Annotated in this window: 16 protein-coding genes; 6 read left to right on the forward strand and 10 right to left on the reverse strand. The window is 75.2% G+C overall.

Translation table 11 applies throughout. The features are described 5' to 3' along the window. Positions 1-121: 121 nt before the first annotated feature. A complete protein-coding gene (locus tag ACZ5FU_RS06850) occupies positions 122-970 on the reverse strand; it encodes a (2Fe-2S)-binding protein (RefSeq protein WP_469044927.1) in 849 nt (282 codons plus the stop codon). Positions 971-1,128: 158 nt separating this feature from the next. Between ACZ5FU_RS06850 and ACZ5FU_RS06855 the strand changes: the two genes are divergently transcribed. Next, complete coding sequence (locus ACZ5FU_RS06855) at positions 1,129-1,971, forward strand: GntR family transcriptional regulator (protein ID WP_468834534.1); 843 nt, start codon at positions 1,129-1,131, stop codon at positions 1,969-1,971. A 596-nt stretch (positions 1,972-2,567) separates the two neighbouring features. Here the strand turns inward: ACZ5FU_RS06855 and ACZ5FU_RS06860 are convergent. Beyond that, the gene (locus tag ACZ5FU_RS06860; protein WP_451776919.1) at positions 2,568-3,326 is read right to left on the reverse strand and encodes a hypothetical protein; all 759 of its coding nucleotides are present in this window, start codon (positions 3,324-3,326) and stop codon (positions 2,568-2,570) included. Between the two features lie 257 nt (positions 3,327-3,583). Further along, complete coding sequence (locus tag ACZ5FU_RS06865; protein ID WP_451529858.1) at positions 3,584-5,254, reverse strand: PucR family transcriptional regulator; 1,671 nt, start codon at positions 5,252-5,254, stop codon at positions 3,584-3,586. A gap of 396 nt (positions 5,255-5,650) precedes the next feature. Between ACZ5FU_RS06865 and ACZ5FU_RS06870 the strand changes: the two genes are divergently transcribed. From ACZ5FU_RS06870 to ACZ5FU_RS06885, 4 genes are all read left to right on the forward strand, one after another. Further along, entirely contained in the window at positions 5,651-6,550 is a 900-nt protein-coding gene (locus ACZ5FU_RS06870; RefSeq protein ID WP_451529859.1) for an FAD binding domain-containing protein, read from the forward strand. Then, positions 6,550-7,149, forward strand: a complete 600-nt coding sequence (locus tag ACZ5FU_RS06875) for a (2Fe-2S)-binding protein (RefSeq protein WP_469044929.1) — start codon at positions 6,550-6,552, stop codon at positions 7,147-7,149. Before ACZ5FU_RS06870 ends, ACZ5FU_RS06875 begins: the two co-directional genes overlap by 1 nt. Positions 7,150-7,151: 2 nt before the next feature. Beyond that, the gene (locus ACZ5FU_RS06880) at positions 7,152-9,575 is read left to right on the forward strand and encodes a xanthine dehydrogenase family protein molybdopterin-binding subunit (protein ID WP_469044931.1); all 2,424 of its coding nucleotides are present in this window, start codon (positions 7,152-7,154) and stop codon (positions 9,573-9,575) included. A gap of 216 nt (positions 9,576-9,791) precedes the next feature. Beyond that, complete coding sequence (locus ACZ5FU_RS06885) at positions 9,792-10,943, forward strand: XdhC family protein (RefSeq protein WP_451529862.1); 1,152 nt, start codon at positions 9,792-9,794, stop codon at positions 10,941-10,943. Here ACZ5FU_RS06885 and ACZ5FU_RS06890 read toward each other — a convergent pair. The 7 genes from ACZ5FU_RS06890 to ACZ5FU_RS06920 form a co-directional block, all read right to left on the reverse strand. Beyond that, positions 10,895-12,298 (reverse strand): lanthionine synthetase LanC family protein, encoded by a 1,404-nt coding sequence (locus ACZ5FU_RS06890; protein WP_468645085.1) that lies wholly within the window; start codon positions 12,296-12,298, stop codon positions 10,895-10,897. The genes ACZ5FU_RS06885 and ACZ5FU_RS06890 overlap by 49 nt on opposite strands. Positions 12,299-12,516: 218 nt before the next feature. Next, positions 12,517-12,957, reverse strand: coding sequence for an SRPBCC family protein (locus tag ACZ5FU_RS06895; RefSeq protein ID WP_468645087.1), 441 nt, complete (start codon positions 12,955-12,957; stop codon positions 12,517-12,519). 176 nt (positions 12,958-13,133) lie between these two features. Next, on the reverse strand, positions 13,134-13,934 hold the full coding sequence (locus ACZ5FU_RS06900; RefSeq protein ID WP_469044965.1) for a polysaccharide deacetylase family protein: 801 nt from the start codon (positions 13,932-13,934) through the stop codon (positions 13,134-13,136). 215 nt (positions 13,935-14,149) lie between these two features. Beyond that, the gene (locus ACZ5FU_RS06905) at positions 14,150-14,650 is read right to left on the reverse strand and encodes a GNAT family N-acetyltransferase (RefSeq protein ID WP_451529866.1); all 501 of its coding nucleotides are present in this window, start codon (positions 14,648-14,650) and stop codon (positions 14,150-14,152) included. Beyond that, a complete protein-coding gene (locus tag ACZ5FU_RS06910; protein ID WP_451529867.1) occupies positions 14,647-15,066 on the reverse strand; it encodes an arsenate reductase ArsC in 420 nt (139 codons plus the stop codon). The genes ACZ5FU_RS06905 and ACZ5FU_RS06910 overlap by 4 nt, the downstream gene beginning before the upstream one ends. After that, positions 15,063-15,836 carry an aquaporin gene (locus tag ACZ5FU_RS06915; protein WP_451529868.1) on the reverse strand — a complete coding sequence of 258 codons (774 nt, stop codon included), beginning with the start codon at positions 15,834-15,836 and terminating at the stop codon, positions 15,063-15,065. The genes ACZ5FU_RS06910 and ACZ5FU_RS06915 overlap by 4 nt, the downstream gene beginning before the upstream one ends. Continuing rightward, positions 15,833-16,213, reverse strand: coding sequence for an ArsR/SmtB family transcription factor (locus tag ACZ5FU_RS06920; RefSeq protein WP_451529869.1), 381 nt, complete (start codon positions 16,211-16,213; stop codon positions 15,833-15,835). The genes ACZ5FU_RS06915 and ACZ5FU_RS06920 overlap by 4 nt, the downstream gene beginning before the upstream one ends. 86 nt (positions 16,214-16,299) lie before the next feature. Here ACZ5FU_RS06920 and ACZ5FU_RS06925 point away from each other — a divergent pair, with 86 nt between their 5' ends. Then, positions 16,300-16,818: an ArsI/CadI family heavy metal resistance metalloenzyme gene (locus ACZ5FU_RS06925; protein ID WP_451529870.1), complete on the forward strand. Its 519-nt coding sequence runs from the start codon at positions 16,300-16,302 to the stop codon at positions 16,816-16,818. Positions 16,819-16,835: the final 17 nt, after the last annotated feature.

Below are 16,835 nucleotides of genomic sequence, written 5' to 3' on the forward strand. Positions count from 1 at the left end.
GGTGGTTCCACGGAAAGTTCCCGTGTCGGGTGAGGGAATGGTGAAGCACCCGTGGCAGGGCGGGGGGTCTTGTTCGAGTGATCCTAAGGGACGCGCGGTGCCGGACCGACCTGAGGGAGGGTCAACTCGCGGCCAGTGCGGTGAGTTTGCCGACCCGGTCCGCGTCGCAGGTGCGCGGGCAGGTGGCGCAGGTGTCCTCGGGGCGCACCGTGTAGAACATGCAGCAGCTCGCCCGGTCCCGGGTGGGCAGCGGCTTCCCGTCCGGTCCGGTCAGTTCCCGGAAGGCCGCCGAACCGACGTACGGCCGGGTCGCGCCCGGCAGCAGCAGCTCCAGTTCGTGGCGGGCCCGTTCGCCCTCGGCCTCGCCGAACAGGCCGGCGACGTACCAGAGGCCCTCGACGATCTCGTCCGTGACCATGCCCCACAGGGCGCGCCCGCGCCGCCGGGTGCGCGGACCGAAACCGGCCAGCACGGGCTCGTGGTGCTCGGCGACGGCGGCCCGCACCTCCGCGCGCAGGGCCTCCTCGTCCCGGACCACCCGGGCGCCGGGCAGGACCGCCGCCGGGTCGTCCGGCAGGCAGGCGAACGAGACGGGCTCGCGGACCGCCATCCGCATCCCGGCGCCGGTGCGGTCGTACGAGACGTGGGTCACCGGGAGGCGGGGGACCCGGCGGTGCAGGAACCAGGGGACGGTGATCAGCAGGCAGGCCGGCCAGGCGTACCGGTGCAGTCCGAAGCTCGCCACGACGTCGGGGCGGGCCTGCTGCCCGTAGTCGCGCGCCACCTGGGCGTCGTCCCAGGCCAGGAAGGCGTCCAGCTCCGCGCCGCCCTCCGCCAGCGCGGCCGCCGACACCCAGCCGCCGCCGCGCGGGGCGGGCTCGTCGGACGCCAGCTCCCCGATGACGAGGCTGGGGCAGGCCTCGGTGAGACGCGCGTACGCGTCCGTCACGACCGACGGGTGTGAGGGCATACCGGTACCACCGATCCAGCGACGAGGGCGAGGTAAGCCTTACCTTACCCAACTCGGCCGGGATGTGAACCGGCGGCCCGTACCCCCTAAGGTGCTTGACGGACGAGTAACAACCGGCCGTAATGACCCCAAGTACCTACAGACCCGGAGGAGAACCGGTGGAGCGGAGCGCGCAGGGCTTTGCCGGCACGGGGATTCCCGACGGGGGGCCGCGGATTCCCGCGCAGCCGCGCGCCGCGGACCGGGACCGGGGGGCGACGGCCCCCTTCGGCGACGGCCCGGTGTCCGGCCCCGCCGGCCCCGGACCGGGCGGCGACGCCGGGGCCGTCCGCGGTGAGCACACGCACGGCGAGGCCCCCCTCGGGCGTCCCCGCACCCTCGTCCAGCGGTCCTCCGTCCGCGGGCAGGTCCTCGACGCCCTGCGCACCGCGCTCGTCGCCGGGGAGCTGACACCCGGCGAGGTGTACTCGGCACCCGCCCTCGGCGAGCGCTTCGGGGTCTCCGCGACGCCGGTCCGCGAGGCCATGCAGCAGCTCGCCCTGGAGGGCGCCGTCGAGGTCGTGCCCAACCGGGGGTTCCGGGTGGTCGTGCGCGGCACGCGGGAACTGGCCGAGCTGGCCGAGGTGCGGGCCCTGATCGAGGTCCCCGTGATGCTGCGGCTCGCCCGCACGGTCCCCGCCGCGCGCTGGGCGGAGCTGCGCCCCCTCGCGGAGGCGACCGTGCGGGCCGCCGCCTCCGGCTGCCGCGCCACGTACGCCGAGTCCGACCGCGCCTTCCACCGGGCGGTCCTCGGTCTGAGCGGCAACGAACAGCTGGTCTCCGTCGCCGACGACCTGCACCGCCGCTCGCAGTGGCCGCTGGTGGGCGGACCCGTCTCGCGCGGCCGGGCCGACCTGGTGGCCGACGCGGCGGAGCACCTGACGCTGCTGGAGGCGCTGGGGGCGAGGGACGTGGACGTGGTGCAGGCACTGGTGCGGGAGCACTTCACGGGATCGCGCTGAGGGCCACCCGCCCCGCCCCTCCCCGTCGGCCGCGGCCTCCCGCCGGGTCCGGACCGAGGGCGACGGCGTCGCGCGCACGCCTCGGTCCGGACCCTCGGGTCCGGGCCACCTGACACCTGATCCGGCCCCTCTGTCCCGGCCCCGTGGCCGGCGGGAGCCACTCCTCCCGCCATGCCCGGCTCGCCTCCGCGGCCCCGTGTCCGACCGCCTCCGCGGCCCCGTGTCCGGGGTGTGGCGGTCCCGCGCGGGAGGTCGGGGCGTCGCCGATCTCCTTCCTCCGCAGGGCGGTACGCCCCTGTGGCTCCGGGGCCGGGGTGCTCCGCACCGTCCCGTGGCCGCCGGGGGGCCACTCCTCCCGCCGGGCCCGGCCAGCTCGCCTCCGCGGCCCCGTGTCCGGGGTGTCGCGGTCCCGCGCGGGAGGTCGGGGCGTCGCCGATTCCCCTGCTCCGCAGGGCGGTACGCCTCTGTGGTTCTCCGCCCGGGGTGCTCCGGGCCGGCCGTGGCCGCGGGGGAGCCGATCCTCTCGCCGGCCGGTCCGGGACGCCCTTGCCCGGCCCGGCCCTCTCCCGGCCCCGGTCCGAGGAAAGGCGGCCCGCCTACGCCGTGGCCGCCGGGGGCGTCAGGTGGCGGGCCAGCCACGTCGGGACGCCGCCCAGGAGCCGGAACAGCCGCCGCGCCTCCTCGCGCAGCCGGGACGCCTCCGGTTCGGTCTCCGTCTCCGCCAGGGAGACCAGGGCCGGGGCGGTACCCACCAGGTAGCCCAACTCCTCGCGGATGCGCAGGGATTCGGCGAACCCGTGGCGGGCCTCGGCGGTGTCGCCGTCGCGCAGGGCGAGGCCCGCCAGGTGACGCCAGGTGAAGGACAGCAGCAGGGCGTCGGAGCGGGCCGCGGCGGCCGCGTGCGCGCGCCGGTAGGCGGCGCGCGCGGACTGCGGGGAGCGGGCCAGGTTCTCCGCGAGCAGCCCGCGCCGGAAGTCCAGCAGGGGCCGTCCCGCCGCGTCCGGAGGGATCAGCGCGGCCGCCCGGCCGAGCGCGGCCCGCGCCTCGTCGGCCCGGTCACGCACCCCGTGCACCGTGGCCGTGTACGCCAAGTGCCCTCGTTCACAAGCGGCGGCGCCCCGTTCCTCGTCGGTGTGGGCGAGGGCCTCGGCCGTCCGCAGCGCGTCCTCCGCGTCCTGCCAGCCCTGCTCGGTGTAGAGGCACCGTTCCACGAGGAGGGCGGCCCGCTGGACCGCCCCCGCCGCGCTGTCCGGTGGCAGTAACGCCGCGGCGTCGGCCCAGCAGGCCCGCGAGCGCAGCCGCCACACCGCGGTCTGGAGGGGATCGTCACCAGCGGTCGTTCCATTGCCAGACATGGCGGGATGCGCCACGTTGCCCTCCCCTGGGGTCCTGTCCTGCGGATCGGCTCGGGGCCACGGGGCCCGGCACGCGCACCGGGTCCCGCTCACCGGCATGGCAAGGCGCCGCCCCCACGACGACCTGATCCGAAGGGCAGGCCCAGCACACCGTCGAGCTTCGAGTGGTGGGCGCATCTCAGCACGAATGACGGGCCGGGCCAAGGGGGCGGGTGAAGCTTTTCACAAAGTCGTGGGGCTCAGGCGCCCCACGGGTTTCAGCTCATCCGCAGGGCCAGGAAGAAGTCCAGCTTGTCCTCGAGGCGCGAGAGGTCCCGGCCCGTCAACTGCTCGATACGGCCGACGCGGTAGCGCAGTGTGTTGACGTGCAGGTGGAGCCGGGACGCGCAGCGGGTCCAGGAGCCGTCGCAGTCCAGGAACGCCTCCAGCGTCGGGATCAGCTCGGCGCGGTGGCGCCGGTCGTAGTCGCGCAGGGGGTCCAGGAGGCGGGCGGTGAAGGCCCGCCGCACGTCGTCGGGGACGAAGGGCAGCAGCAGGACGTGCGAGGCCAGCTCCTGGTGGCCCGCCGCGCACACCCGGCCCGGGCGGGCCGCCGCCACCCGGCGGGCGTGCCGGGCTTCCTCCAGGGCGCCCCGCAGCCCCTCCGCCGAGTGCACCGCCGCGCTGACGCCGAGCGTGATCCGGCCGTCCCCGTCGAGGCCCGCGGCCAGCGGCTCCCGCACGGACGCCAGCAGGGTGTCGGCGAGGACCCCGGACTCCGGCCCGTCGTGCTCCCCGGCGACCGCCGGGAGGGGGACGAGGGCGACGGCCTCGTCCTCGCTGTGGGCGACGGCGATGCGGTCGGAGGGCTCGGGGCCGGTGGCGTGCGGGTCGACGAGGATCTCCTCCAGGAGGGACCGGGCGACCGGACCGCCCTCGGGGCCGGCCTCGTCCCCGCCGTCCCACTCGACGCGCGCCACGACGACCTGCCAGTGCGGCGCGGCCCCCAGGCCGGGCAGCAGCACCGGCGCCGCCACCCGCAGCCGGGCCGCTATCTCGGCGGGTGCCGCGCCCGTCCGGACCAGTTCGAGGACCTCCTGGGCGAGCCGCCTGCGCACCGTGCGCGCCGCCTCCCGCCGGTCCCGCTCGACCGAGATGAGCTGGGTGACGCCCTGGAGCAGGTCGAGCCGCTCCTCCGCCCAGTCCCCGGCGTCCGCCTCGACGGCCAGCAGCCAGTCCGACAGCACCGTCCCGCGCGTGTCCCGCGCGGCCCGTCCGCCGCCGCGCACCGGGAACAGCGAGTACGTCGTCCCGGCGAGGATCACCCGGTGCGGGCCCCGCCGGCCGGTGCGGCCCGCCGCCAGGTGTTCCGCCGCCAGCTTCGCGCACACCTCGGCCGGCAGGCCCGGTCCCGCCTTCGGGCCCGCGACGAGCCGCCCCGTGGGCGACAGCACCCAGGCGCGCAGGTCCAGGTCGGAGCCGAGCAGGTCCAGGACCACGTCCGGGCCGCCGCCCGCCGGTCCCGAGGTCATCATCCGGCGGTGCCGGTCGACGACCGCCGCGAGGTCCCCGGCGCGCTCCCCGGACACCTGGCGCACGACGTGCTCGGTGATCGTGGCGAACGCCACCGACTCGTGCACCGCGAACAGCGGCAGCCGGTACCGGGCGCAGGCCAGGACCAGGTCCTCGGGCACGTCGCCCAGCTCGGCCTCACCGGCGGCGAGCGCGGCCACCTGGGCCTGCACCAGGAGCCGTACGAACGGCTCGGAGTCCGAGGCGTCCCGGCGCCAGGCCAGCCCGGTGAGCACCAGCTCGCCGCCGGAGAGGTAGCGGCTGGGGTCGCGCAGGTCGGTGGTCATGACCCCGCGTACCGTGCGGTCCAGTTCGTCCTGGCCGCCGAGCAGCCGCAGGCCCAGCGCGTCGGTGTCCAGCAGTGCGCGCAGCCGCATTCTCGTCGCCGCCGTTCTTTGTCCGGAAATCTACGATGAAGGGTGAGGGGCCGCACGGGACCGGGCGGGTCCCGGCGACGGGCTCCCGGCTTCCACGAGCACCCGCCGAGCACCCGCACGAGCGGCATTCTCGGATTGCCGGGTCGTTTCGCACGTTTCCCCGGGAAAACCGGGAGGTTACCGATGGCCTCCGTTCATACGAATCTACAAGATGACCGCCCCGACCAGCCAACTCCTTCATGGTTTCCGTGACTGACCCGGGCGGAGTACGGCGCTGTGTACTGGCCCCGATCCGTGTGAACAGCACAAGAAAGGGCCGCGACCGCCGCATCCGATCCGGCTCGAATCGAACAACTCACGAGACCACGATTCACGAGACCACGAAGAGAGCCGGTCATGGACTTCCTTCGCCCCGCCAGCTGGCAGGAGGCGCTCGCCGCGAAGGCCGAGCATCCCGCCGCCGTGCCGATCGCGGGTGGCACCGACGTGATGGTCGAGATCAACTTCGATCACCGGCGGCCCGACCACCTCCTCGACCTGGGCCGGATCGGCGACCTGTACGAGTGGGAGACCGGCGGGGACTCCGTACGGCTGGGAGCCTCCGTCCCCTACACGAAGATCATGGAGAACCTGCGGTCCGAGCTGCCCGGCCTCGCCCTCGCCGCGCACACCGTGGCCTCCCCGCAGATCCGCAACCGCGGCGGCGTCGGCGGCAACCTCGGCACCGCCTCCCCGGCCGGCGACGCCCACCCCGCCCTCCTCGCGGCCGGGGCCGAGGTCGAGGTCGAGTCGGTGCGCGGCTCCCGCCGCATCCCCGTCGACGACTTCTACACCGGCGTCAAGCGCAACGCGCTCGCCCCCGACGAGCTGATCCGCGCCGTGCACGTCAAGAAGGCCGGCGGGCCCCAGCAGTACTCCAAGGTCGGCACCCGCAACGCCATGGTCATCGCCGTGTGCGCCTTCGGACTGGCCCTGCACCCCGAGACCCGTACGGTCCGCACCGGGATCGGCTCGGCCGCCCCGACCCCCGTCCGGGCGCGGACCGCGGAGGAGTTCCTCAACGCCGCGCTCGAGGAGGGCGGGTTCTGGGACAACGGGAAGATCATCACCCCGTCGCTCGCCAAGCGGTTCGCGGACCTGTGCGCCGCCGCCTGCAACCCGATCGACGACGTCCGCGGCACCGCGGGCTACCGCCGCCACGCGGTCGGCGTCATGGCCCGCCGGACCCTGACCTGGACCTGGGAGTCGTACCGCGACGCCGCCCGCACCACCCGCCGAAAGGGAGGCGCTGCCTGATGCGCGTCAACTTCACCGTCAACGGACGTCTGCAGGAGGCCGACGACGTGTGGGAGGGCGAGTCCCTCCTGTACGTCCTGCGCGAGCGGCTCGGCCTGCCCGGCTCCAAGAACGCCTGCGAACAGGGCGAGTGCGGCTCGTGCACCGTCCGCCTGGACGGCCTCCTGGTCTGTGCCTGCCTGGTCGCCGCCGGCCAGGCCGAGGGCCGCGAGGTCGTCACCGTGGAAGGGCTCGCGGAGTACGCCGGGCAGCGCTCCCGCGCCGCCGGCGCACGCGGCGGCACCCCGCCCGACGAGGCCGCCGCACGGCAGCCCGACGAGGCCGGGACACGGCAGGCCCGCGGCGCCGGCCCGCACACCGCCGAGAGCGGTGAACTCGCCCCGGTCCAGCAGGCGTTCATCGACGCGGGCGCCGTCCAGTGCGGCTTCTGCACGCCGGGACTGCTGGTCGCCGCCGACGAGCTGCTGGAGCACCACCCGAACCCGACCGACGCGGACATCCGCGAGGCGCTCTCGGGCAACCTGTGCCGCTGCACCGGCTACGAGAAGATCATGGACGCGGTCCGCCTGGCGGCCGCCCGGCAGTCGGAGGCGGTCTGACCATGTCCACCACCTCCCACCGCGCGACGTCCTCGCCCAGCGGCACCCCCACCAGGATCACCCAGGGCGCGCGGACCAGGGGCGGCGTCGGCGAGTCCACGCTCCGCCCGGACGGCGTCCTCAAGGTCACCGGCGAGTTCGCCTACTCGTCCGACCTGTGGCACGAGGACATGCTCTGGGGCCAGATCCTGCGCTCCACCGTCGCGCACGCCGAGATCGTCTCCATCGACACCGCCGAGGCCCTCGCCGTACCGGGCGTCCACGCCGTCATGACGTACGACGACCTGCCCACCGGGGTGCGCCACTACGGTCTGGAGATCCAGGACACCCCCGTCCTCGCCCACGGCAAGGTCCGCCACCACGGCGAACCGGTCGCGATCGTCGCCGCCGACCACCCGGAGACCGCCCGCCGCGCCGCCGCGAGGATCCGGGTCGAGTACCGCGAGCTGCCCGTCGTCACCGACGAGGCCTCCGCGACCGCCCCGGACGCCGTCCTCGTCCACGAGAACCGCACCGACCACCACTTCGGCCACGTGCCCCACCCCAACGTCCTCCACCGCCAGCCCGTCGTCCGCGGCGACGCGGCCGCGGCCGCCGCGCGGGCCGACGTGATCGTCCGCGGCGAGTACACCTTCGGCATGCAGGACCAGGCCTTCCTCGGCCCCGAGTCCGGCCTCGCCGTCCCCGAGGAGGACGGCGGCGTCCACCTCTACATCGCCACCCAGTGGCTCCACTCCGACCTGCGCCAGATGGCGCCCGTGCTCGGCCTGCCCGAGGACAAGGTCCGCATGACCCTGGCCGGCGTCGGCGGCGCGTTCGGCGGCCGCGAGGACCTGTCCATGCAGATCCACGCCTGCCTGCTGGCCCTGCGCACCGGCAGACCCGTCAAGATCGTCTACAACCGCTTCGAGTCCTTCTTCGGCCACGTCCACCGCCACCCGGCCCGCCTGTCCTACGAGCACGGCGCGACCCGGGACGGCAGGCTCACCCACGTGAAGTGCCGCATCGTCCTCGACGGCGGCGCGTACGCCTCCGCCTCCCCGGCCGTCGTCGGCAACGCGGCCTCGCTCGGCGTCGGCCCCTACGCCGTCGACGACGTGGACGTCGAGGCCGTCGCCCTCTACACCAACAACCCGCCGTGCGGCGCGATGCGCGGCTTCGGCGCGGTACAGGCCTGCTTCGCCTACGAGGCCCAGATGGACAAGGTGGCCGAGGAACTGGGCCTGGACCCGGTGGAGTTCCGTCAGCTCAACGCCATGGAACAGGGCACGGTCATGCCCACGGGCCAGCGCGTCGACTCCCCGGCCCCGGTCGCCGAACTCCTGCGCCGCGTCAAGGCGATGCCGCTGCCGCCGGAACGCCAGTGGGAGTCCAGCGAGGGCGCGGACGTACGGCAGCTGCCCGGCGGACTGTCCAACACCACGCACGGCGAGGGCGTCGTCCGCGGCATCGGCTACGCGGTCGGCATCAAGAACGTCGGTTTCTCCGAGGGCTTCGACGACTACTCGACCGCCCGGGTGCGGATGGAGGTCGTCGGCGGGGAGCCGGTGGCCACCGTGCACACCGCCATGGCGGAGGTCGGCCAGGGCGGCGTCACCGTGCACGCGCAGATCGCCCGCACCGAGCTGGGCGTCGCGCAGGTCACCATCCACCCCGCCGACACGCAGGTGGGCAGCGCCGGTTCGACCTCCGCCTCACGGCAGACGTACGTCACCGGCGGCGCCGTGAAGAACTCCTGCGAGCGGGTCCGCGAGAAGGTGCTGGAGATCGGGCGCCGCAGGTTCGGCTCCCACCACCCGGCCTGGGCCGGCGACGGACTCCTGCTGGAGGGCGGCAAGGTCGTCACCGACGGCGGCGAGGTGCTCGCCGACCTCGTGGACGTCCTCGGCGAGGAGGCGGTGGAGGTCGAGGAGGAGTGGCGGCACCGGCCCACCGAGCCCTTCGACCCGCGCACCGGCCAGGGCTTCGGCCACGTGCAGTACTCCTTCGCCGCCCACCGCGCGGTCGTCGAGGTCGACACCGAGCTGGGCCTGGTGAAGGTCGTCGAACTGGCCTGCGCCCAGGACGTCGGCAAGGCCCTCAACCCGCTCTCCGTCCTCGGCCAGATCCAGGGCGGCACCGTCCAGGGCCTGGGGATCGCGGTGATGGAGGAGATCGTCGTCGACCCGAGGACCGCGAAGGTGCGCAACCCCTCCTTCACCGACTACCTGATCCCGACCATCCTCGACACCCCGACCATCCCGGTCGACGTCCTCGAACTCGCCGACGACCACGCCCCGTACGGGCTGCGCGGCATCGGCGAGGCCCCGACCCTGTCCTCGACCCCGGCGGTGCTCGCGGCGATCCGCGCCGCCACCGGACTGGAGCTGAACCGGACCCCGGTCCGCCCCGAGCACCTCACCGCGGCGGCTCCCGTCACGGACTGAACCGGCGGGGCCCCGGGGAGCCCGGTCCGCTCCCAGGGCCCCGTCCGTCCCGGGCCGTCCTCCCCGGGCCGTCCTCCCCGGGCCTGAGGGCGGCCCTCCCGGGGTACTCACCGGTTCAGTACGTCGAGAGCCGGCCCGGCGGCCACGGCCCGCACCCGGTCCGACCCCCGCACCACCGCAGTCCCTCCGCACCACCGCAGTCAAGGAGACCCAGACATGCTGGACATCGCCGAGGAGCTGGACCGGTGGGTCGAGCAGGGCCGTGACTTCGCCGTCGCCACCGTGGTGGCCGTCGGCGGCAGCGCACCCCGCGGACCGGGCGCCGCCCTCGCCGTGGACGCCGACGGCACGGCGATCGGCTCGGTCTCCGGCGGCTGTGTGGAGGGCGCGGTGTACGCGCTGTGCCGGCAGGCCCTCGCCGACGGCGAGTCCGTCCTCGAACGCTTCGGCTACAGCGACGACGACGCCTTCGCCGTCGGCCTGACCTGCGGCGGCGTCATCGACGTCCTCGTCACCCCGGTGCGGGCCCAGGACCCGGCCCGCCCGGTCGTCGCGGCCGGGCTGCGGGCCGCCGCGTCCGGCACGGCGGTGGCGCTGGCCCGCGTCGTGCGCGGACCGGCCGCACTCCTCGGCCGCGCCCTGCTCGTGCGCCCCGACGGCTCCCACGACGGCGGCCTCGGCGCCCACCCCGAACTGGACCGCACGGTGGCCGCCGAGGCCGGCGCCCTGCTCGACGCGGGCCGCACCGGCACGCTGGAGGTCGGCGAACGGGGCTCCCGCTGCGGGGCCCCGCTCACCGTGCTCGTCGAGGCCTCGGTGCCGCCGCCGCGGATGATCGTCTTCGGCGCGATCGACTTCGCCTCGGCGCTGGTGCGGATCGGCGGGTTCCTCGGCTACCGCGTCACGGTGTGCGACGCCCGCCCGGTGTTCGCCACCCGCGACCGCTTCCCCGAGGCCGACGAGATCGTCGTCGACTGGCCGCACCGGTACCTGGAGCGCACGGAGGTCGACGCGCGGACGGTCCTGTGCGTCCTCACCCACGACGCCAAGTTCGACGTGCCGCTGCTGCGGCTCGCCCTGCGCCTGCCGGTCGCCTACGTCGGCGCCATGGGCTCCCGCCGCACCCACCTCGACCGCAACGAGCGGCTGCGCGAGGCCGGCGTCACCGAGCTGGAGCTGGCCCGGCTGCGCTCACCCGTCGGGCTCGACCTGGGCGCCCGTACGCCCGAGGAGACCGCGCTGTCGATCGTCGCGGAGATCGTCGCCGAACGGCGCGGCGGCAGCGGCGTCCCGCTGACCGGGGCGCACACCCCGATCCATCACGACACCCCGTCGCCGCCGGCCGGGAGGATCGGCTCGGTCGCCTGAGCCCGACGCACCGCCCCTGCCGGGGCCGGGGCCGTCGCCGTCGTCCTCGCCGGGACCGCGGTCGCCGGGGCCGTGGTCGCCGGGGCAGGGTCCGCCGGGGCCGCCGTGCGGCGGACCACCGGCTGGTCCGGCCAGGCGAACGCGTAGTGCGGGTCGCCCGACTCGCTCAGCCGGACGAAGCGCAGCAGCTCGCGCACGATGCCCGCGCCGCCCGCGCCCCAGCCGGTGCGCGGTTCGAGGACGCTCGGGTCGGCCCGGTGCTCGACGTTGGACCAGCGGGCGCCGTCGGCGTCGCGGGTCGCCCGGGTCACGAGGTCGGCGACCAGGACCCGCGCGAACCCGGGCGGGTCGTCCTGCTCCGCGATCCGGTCGCAGGCCAGCGCCAGCACCCCCGCCGTGCCGCAGCAGCGGGCGTTGTTGTCCCAGAAGCCGGGGCGCAGCCGGCTCGGCAGCCCGGAGCGCGTGACGGTGTGCCAGCAGCGGTCGGCGAGCTCCCGCCAGACGGGCTCGGCCGAGGAGTCCCGCAGCAGCCGGAAGACCTGGGCGTCCCCGGCCGGGCCGTGGCACCAGCCGTAGCTGTACCGCTCGACGAGATCGGGCCGGTACTGCGGGTCGGAGTGCGGGACCAGGAAACCGGTACCGCCCGTCCCGTCGCGGGCCACGACGTCCGCGGCTCCGGCCCGCGCCAGCTCCACCAGGTCCGCGCGGCCGGTCGCCCGGCCGACGGCGGCCAGCGCGTACACGATCCCGAGCGTGCCGTGCGAGATGTGGTGCAGCCGCGCCTCCACACCGGGCCGGTGCGCCCACCGCACGCCCGCCGCGGTCTCCTCGGCCGTCCGCAGGTACGGTTCCAGCGCCCGGACGGCCAGTTCGGCGTCGCCCGCCGCCAGCGCGCCGAGGCCGATGCCCGCGTTGCCGCCCATCAGCTCGAACAGTTCGCCCCAGCGCGTCCCGTCGAACCGCGACCCCACCCGTGCCAGGGCCCGGTCGGCGGCGGCCCCGGCCGCGCCGTCGCCGAGCTCGCGGTGCACGGCGCGCAGGACCAGGGCGACGCCGGTACGGCCGAAGTACAGCGAGTCGTCCTCGCCCGTCCCGGCGGCGGTCACCAGGAAGCGCGCCGCGCGCAGGGCGGCGTCGCCGTAGGCGTCGTCCCCGAAGTGCCGCCGTGCCTCCAGCAGCGTCGGCACGATCCCGGCCGTCCCGCTGTACAGGTCCGCCTCGACCGCCGCGCCGGACGGGACGGCCGGCCAGGCCAGGCCCCCGTCCCCGGCCTCCCGGGCGGTCCCGAGCAGCCACCGCAGCCCGTCCGCCGCCAGCGCCTCGACCTCGTCCGTCCGCACGTCCACGTCCCTCATGGCGTCACCCTGTCACGGCCCCCCGGGGCTGCCCAGGGGGCCTCGCGGCGCGCGGCGGCACGGCGGGCGGCCGTCCGCACCGCGCGCGCTCCCCGGCGGGGCGTACGGGACGGGCGGGGCGCCGCGGTCGCGGTGACGGCGTGTCAGACTCGTTATGGTGACGGCGCGTCAGGCCCGCCATGGCGACGGCGTGTCAGACCCGCCGCAGTGACGGCGTGTCAGGCCCGCCCCAGCAGGCGGCCGGCCGCCCGGCCGAACACGGCGCGGGCGACGGGGCCCACGAGCGGGTCGAGGAAGGGCGGCGCGAGGGGCGAGCGGATCTCCTCGCGCCAGACGACCCGGGTACGGCCGCCGGGGCCGGGGCGGACCTCGATCTCCGCCCAGCCCCGGACCGTACGGCCGCGTTTCTCCAGCCGGCACCGACCCGGTCCGCCGTCGTCCGGCGGGCGCCAGGCGGTGACCTCCATGCGGTCGTCGAAGGCCAGCGGTCCGACACCGGAGCGGGCCACGAACACGGTGCCCTCCCGGGTCGGCCCGGGGGTGAGCACGGTGACGCGGGTCAGCGGGACCACGTCACCGTGCCGGGTCCACTCGGTCAGCCGCCGCCAGGCCTCGTCGAGGGGGAGCGGTGCCGTGCGTTCGAACTGGAAGGTCGCCACACGGCGATCGTAAGGAGTCCCCGGTGCGGCGGCACGCCCGCCGACGGCTCACACGTCCGGCCCGCTTCGGTCCGGCTCAGCCCGGTCACCCCGGCCCGGTCCGGCCCACCCACCCCGGCCGGCCTCGATCGGCCTCGCCCCGGGACGGGTGCGCGGCCGCGTCCCGAACGGCGCGGTCAGCGGTAGACCTTTCCGGCCTCCGCCCGCCCCGGCGCGAGGAGTTGGGGCACGGTGACGAAGACGTAACCGCGCTCCTTCAGCGCGTCGATGATCCCGGGCACCGCGGGCACGGTCCCGGCGTAGATGTCGTGCAGCAGGATGATGCCGTCCCGCTCGGTCCGGTCGAGGACCCGGCGCCGTATCAGCTCGGGGTCCTCCGTCGTGTAGTCCTTGGCGGTCACGCTCCACAGCACCTCCGCGAGGCCGAGTTCCCGGCAGATCTCGTGCACGGTGTCGTCGGTACGGCCCTGGGGCGGGCGCATCAGGGTGGGCCGGTGGCCGGTGAGGCGCTCTATCTCCTCGTTGGGGCGCTCCAGTTCCTCGCGTATCTCCCGCGGTGTCAGCTCCGTGAGGATCCTGTGGTCCCAGGTGTGGCTGGCCACCTCGTGGCCCTCGTCGGCCATGCGCGTGACGAGGTGCGGGTACTTCTCGATGTGCCGCCTGCCGAGGAGGAAGAAGGTCGCCGGGACCTGTCTCTCCTTCAGGATGTCGAGCAGGCGGGCGGAGTTCTCGCTCGGGCCCGCGTCGAAGGTGAGCGCGACGCACTTGGCCTCGCGGCAGTCGACGGTCCCGAAGCGGGCCGCCTGCGCGGTGGGCGCGGGCTCGGCGCGCACGGCGCTGGGCGCGGTGGTGTCCAGTCCGGCGCAGCCCGTCAGGGCGAGGGCCAGGGTCAGGGCCAGACAGGCGGCGACGACACCGCTCCCGGCCGTACGGAACGGGATCCCCGTTTTCCTCGTCTTCTTGGTCGGAGAAGGCATGCCGGGACTATACACATGGCGTATAGCGGTTGACCTGGGATTATTTCCCGGTTCACTCGTCCTGCCCGCCTGCCCGCCTGCCCGCCTGCCCGCCTGCCCGCCTGCCCGCCTGCCCGGGGCTTCGGGGGCTTCGGGGCGAGAACCTGCGCGAAGCCCTCAGGGGACCTGGTCGGCCGCCGCCGTCCGGGCGGGTCCTCCGGTCGCGGGACGGCGGGTCAGTCGATGACGGGGCTGCGGCGTTCGACGAGGACGACGTCGCGCCACGTGCCGTGGTGGCGGCCGATGCGTTCGCGGGTGCCGATGACGCGGAAGCCGGCGCGCCGGTGCAGCGTGAGGCTGGCGGTGTTCTCCGGGAAGATGCCGGACTGCACCGTCCAGACGCCCGCGGCGTCCGTGGAGGCGAGCAGGGCGGTCAGCAGCGCGAGGCCGACGCCGCAGCCGCGGGCGTCGGGGTGGACGTAGACGGAGTGCTCCACGACGCCGGCGTACGCGCACCGGTCGGAGACCGGCACCACGGCGGCCCAGCCCAGCACCCGGCCGTCCTCGTCGAGGGCGACCAGCCGGTGGGCGGGCAGTCTGGCGGAGTCGAACGCCTTCCAGGTCGGGGCGGCGGTCTCGAAGGTGGCGTTGCCCTCGTCGATGCCCAGCCGGTAGATCGCCAGAACCTGCTCCGCGTGCTCGGCCCGCAAGGGCGCGATGCGTACGCCGCCCTTCACGCCGCGGGCTCGATGCCGAGTTCGGTGAGCAGGACGCGGACGCGGCGCTCGATCTCGTCGCGGATCGGCCGTACGGCCGCGACGCCCTGCCCGGCCGGGTCCTCCAGCTGCCAGTCCAGGTACCGCTTCCCGGGGAAGCAGGGGCAGGCGTCGCCGCAGCCCATGGTGATCACGACGTCCGAGGACCGCACCGCCTCGGTGGTGAGGACCTTCGGGGTCTCGGCCGAGATGTCGATGCCGGCCTCCCGCATGGCCGCCACCACGGCCGGGTTCACCGCGCTCGCGGGGGCGGAGCCGGCGGAGCGGACCTGGACGCGGGTACCACCGAGGTGGGTGAGGAAGGCGGCGGCCATCTGGGAGCGCCCGGCGTTGTGCACGCAGACGAACAGCACGGACGGGGTGGTGGAGGTGCTCATCGGGTCAGGGCGCTTTCTTCGGCGGGACGGGCGGCGGCGGCGGACCTCTGCCCGCCGGGCGGGGCGACGACCTCGGCCCCGGTCCCCGCGGGGCGGCCGAAGCAGACGGCGACCAGGCCGAGGCCCGCGGCGGCGCCGAGCAGCTGCGCGGCGACGAAGGGCGGTACGGAGGCGGGGGCGATGCCGGCGAAGGTGTCGGTGAACGCCCGGCCGATCGTGACGGCCGGGTTGGCGAAGGACGTGGAGGAGGTGAACCAGTAGGCGGCGCCGATGTAGGAGGCGACCAGCGGCGGCGCCAGGTGCGCGCGGCCGGCGCGGGCCAGGCCGAAGACGAGCCAGACCAGTCCGGCGGTGGCCACGACCTCCGCCAGCCACAGGTGCCCCGCCCACCGCTCGTGCGTGGAGAAGGCCACCAGCGGCTTGCCGAACATCGCGTCGGCCAGCACCGCGCCGCCGATCGCCCCGGCGACCTGGGCGGGCACGTACGCGGCGACGTCACGCAGGCCGGGGCCGTCGCCGGTGCGCCGGCCGGTGAACCAGGCGGCCAGGGTGACCGCGGGGTTGAAGTGTGCCCCCGACACCGGGCCCAGGAGCGCGATGAGCACGCCGAGCCCGAAGGCGGTGGCCAGGGAGTCGGCCAGCAGTTGCGTCCCGACGTCGCGGGTCAGTTCGGTGGCCTGGATCCCGGAGCCGACCACCACCGCGACCAGCGCGGCCGTCCCCAGCCCCTCGACCGCCGCCCGCCGCGGCAGCGGCGCGGAGGCGCTCACGCGGGCGCCTTCGCGGTCACGGCGGGGATCTCCAGCAGGGCGGACAGCTTCGCCAGGGCTTCGGGCAGCACCCAGTAGTACACCCAGGTCCCGCGGCGCTCGGAGCCGACCAGCCCGGCCTCGCGCAGCACCTTCAGGTGGTGGGAGATCGTCGGCTGGGACACGTCGAAGGGGCCGACGAGGTCGCACACGCACGCCTCGCCGCCCTCGTGGGAGGCGATCAGCGACAGCAGGCGCAGCCGGATCGGGTCCGACAGGGCCTTGAACGTCCGCGACAGCTCGGCCGCGGCCTCCTCGCCGAGCGGCTCGCGGACCATCGGCGCGCAGCACGCGACGTCGTCCTGCCCGAGCACCGGCAGACCAGCTTGTTTCGACATTCCTCAATATTGACAGCTGTCGATCCCGGTGGCAAGGTCGACTGTATCGACAGATGTCGAAACAAGCCGTTCGATGGGAGACCGTCATGTCCCGTGTCCAGCTCGCCCTGCGCGTCGCCGACCTCGAAGCCTCCGTCGCCTTCTACTCCAGGCTGTTCGGCGTCGAGCCGGCCAAGCGTCGCGAGGGCTACGCCAACTTCGCCGTCACCGAGCCCCCGCTCAAGCTCGTCCTCATCGAGGGCGAGGCCGGTGAGGACACCCGCCTGGACCACCTCGGCGTCGAGGTCGCCTCCACCGGGCAGGTCGACGCCGCGGCCACCCGCCTCGAGGCCGCGGGCCTGGCCACCTTCGAGGAGAACGACACCTCCTGCTGCTACGCCCTCCAGGACAAGGTGTGGGTCACCGGCCCCGGCAAGGAGCCGTGGGAGGTCTATGTCGTCAAGGCCGACGCCGACACCCTCGGCAAGAGCGCCGACGGCGCTCCGGACGCGTGCTGCGGAACCACCGCCCGCCGCACGCCCGACGAGCGGGCCGCCGCCCCGGCGCAGACCCCGGCGGAGGCCGAGGGGGAGGCCGAGGCCGCGGGGTGCGGCTGCGGAAGCTGACCTCGGCGCTCGGCACT

Source organism: Streptomyces sp. NPDC031554 (genome assembly GCF_055580685.1).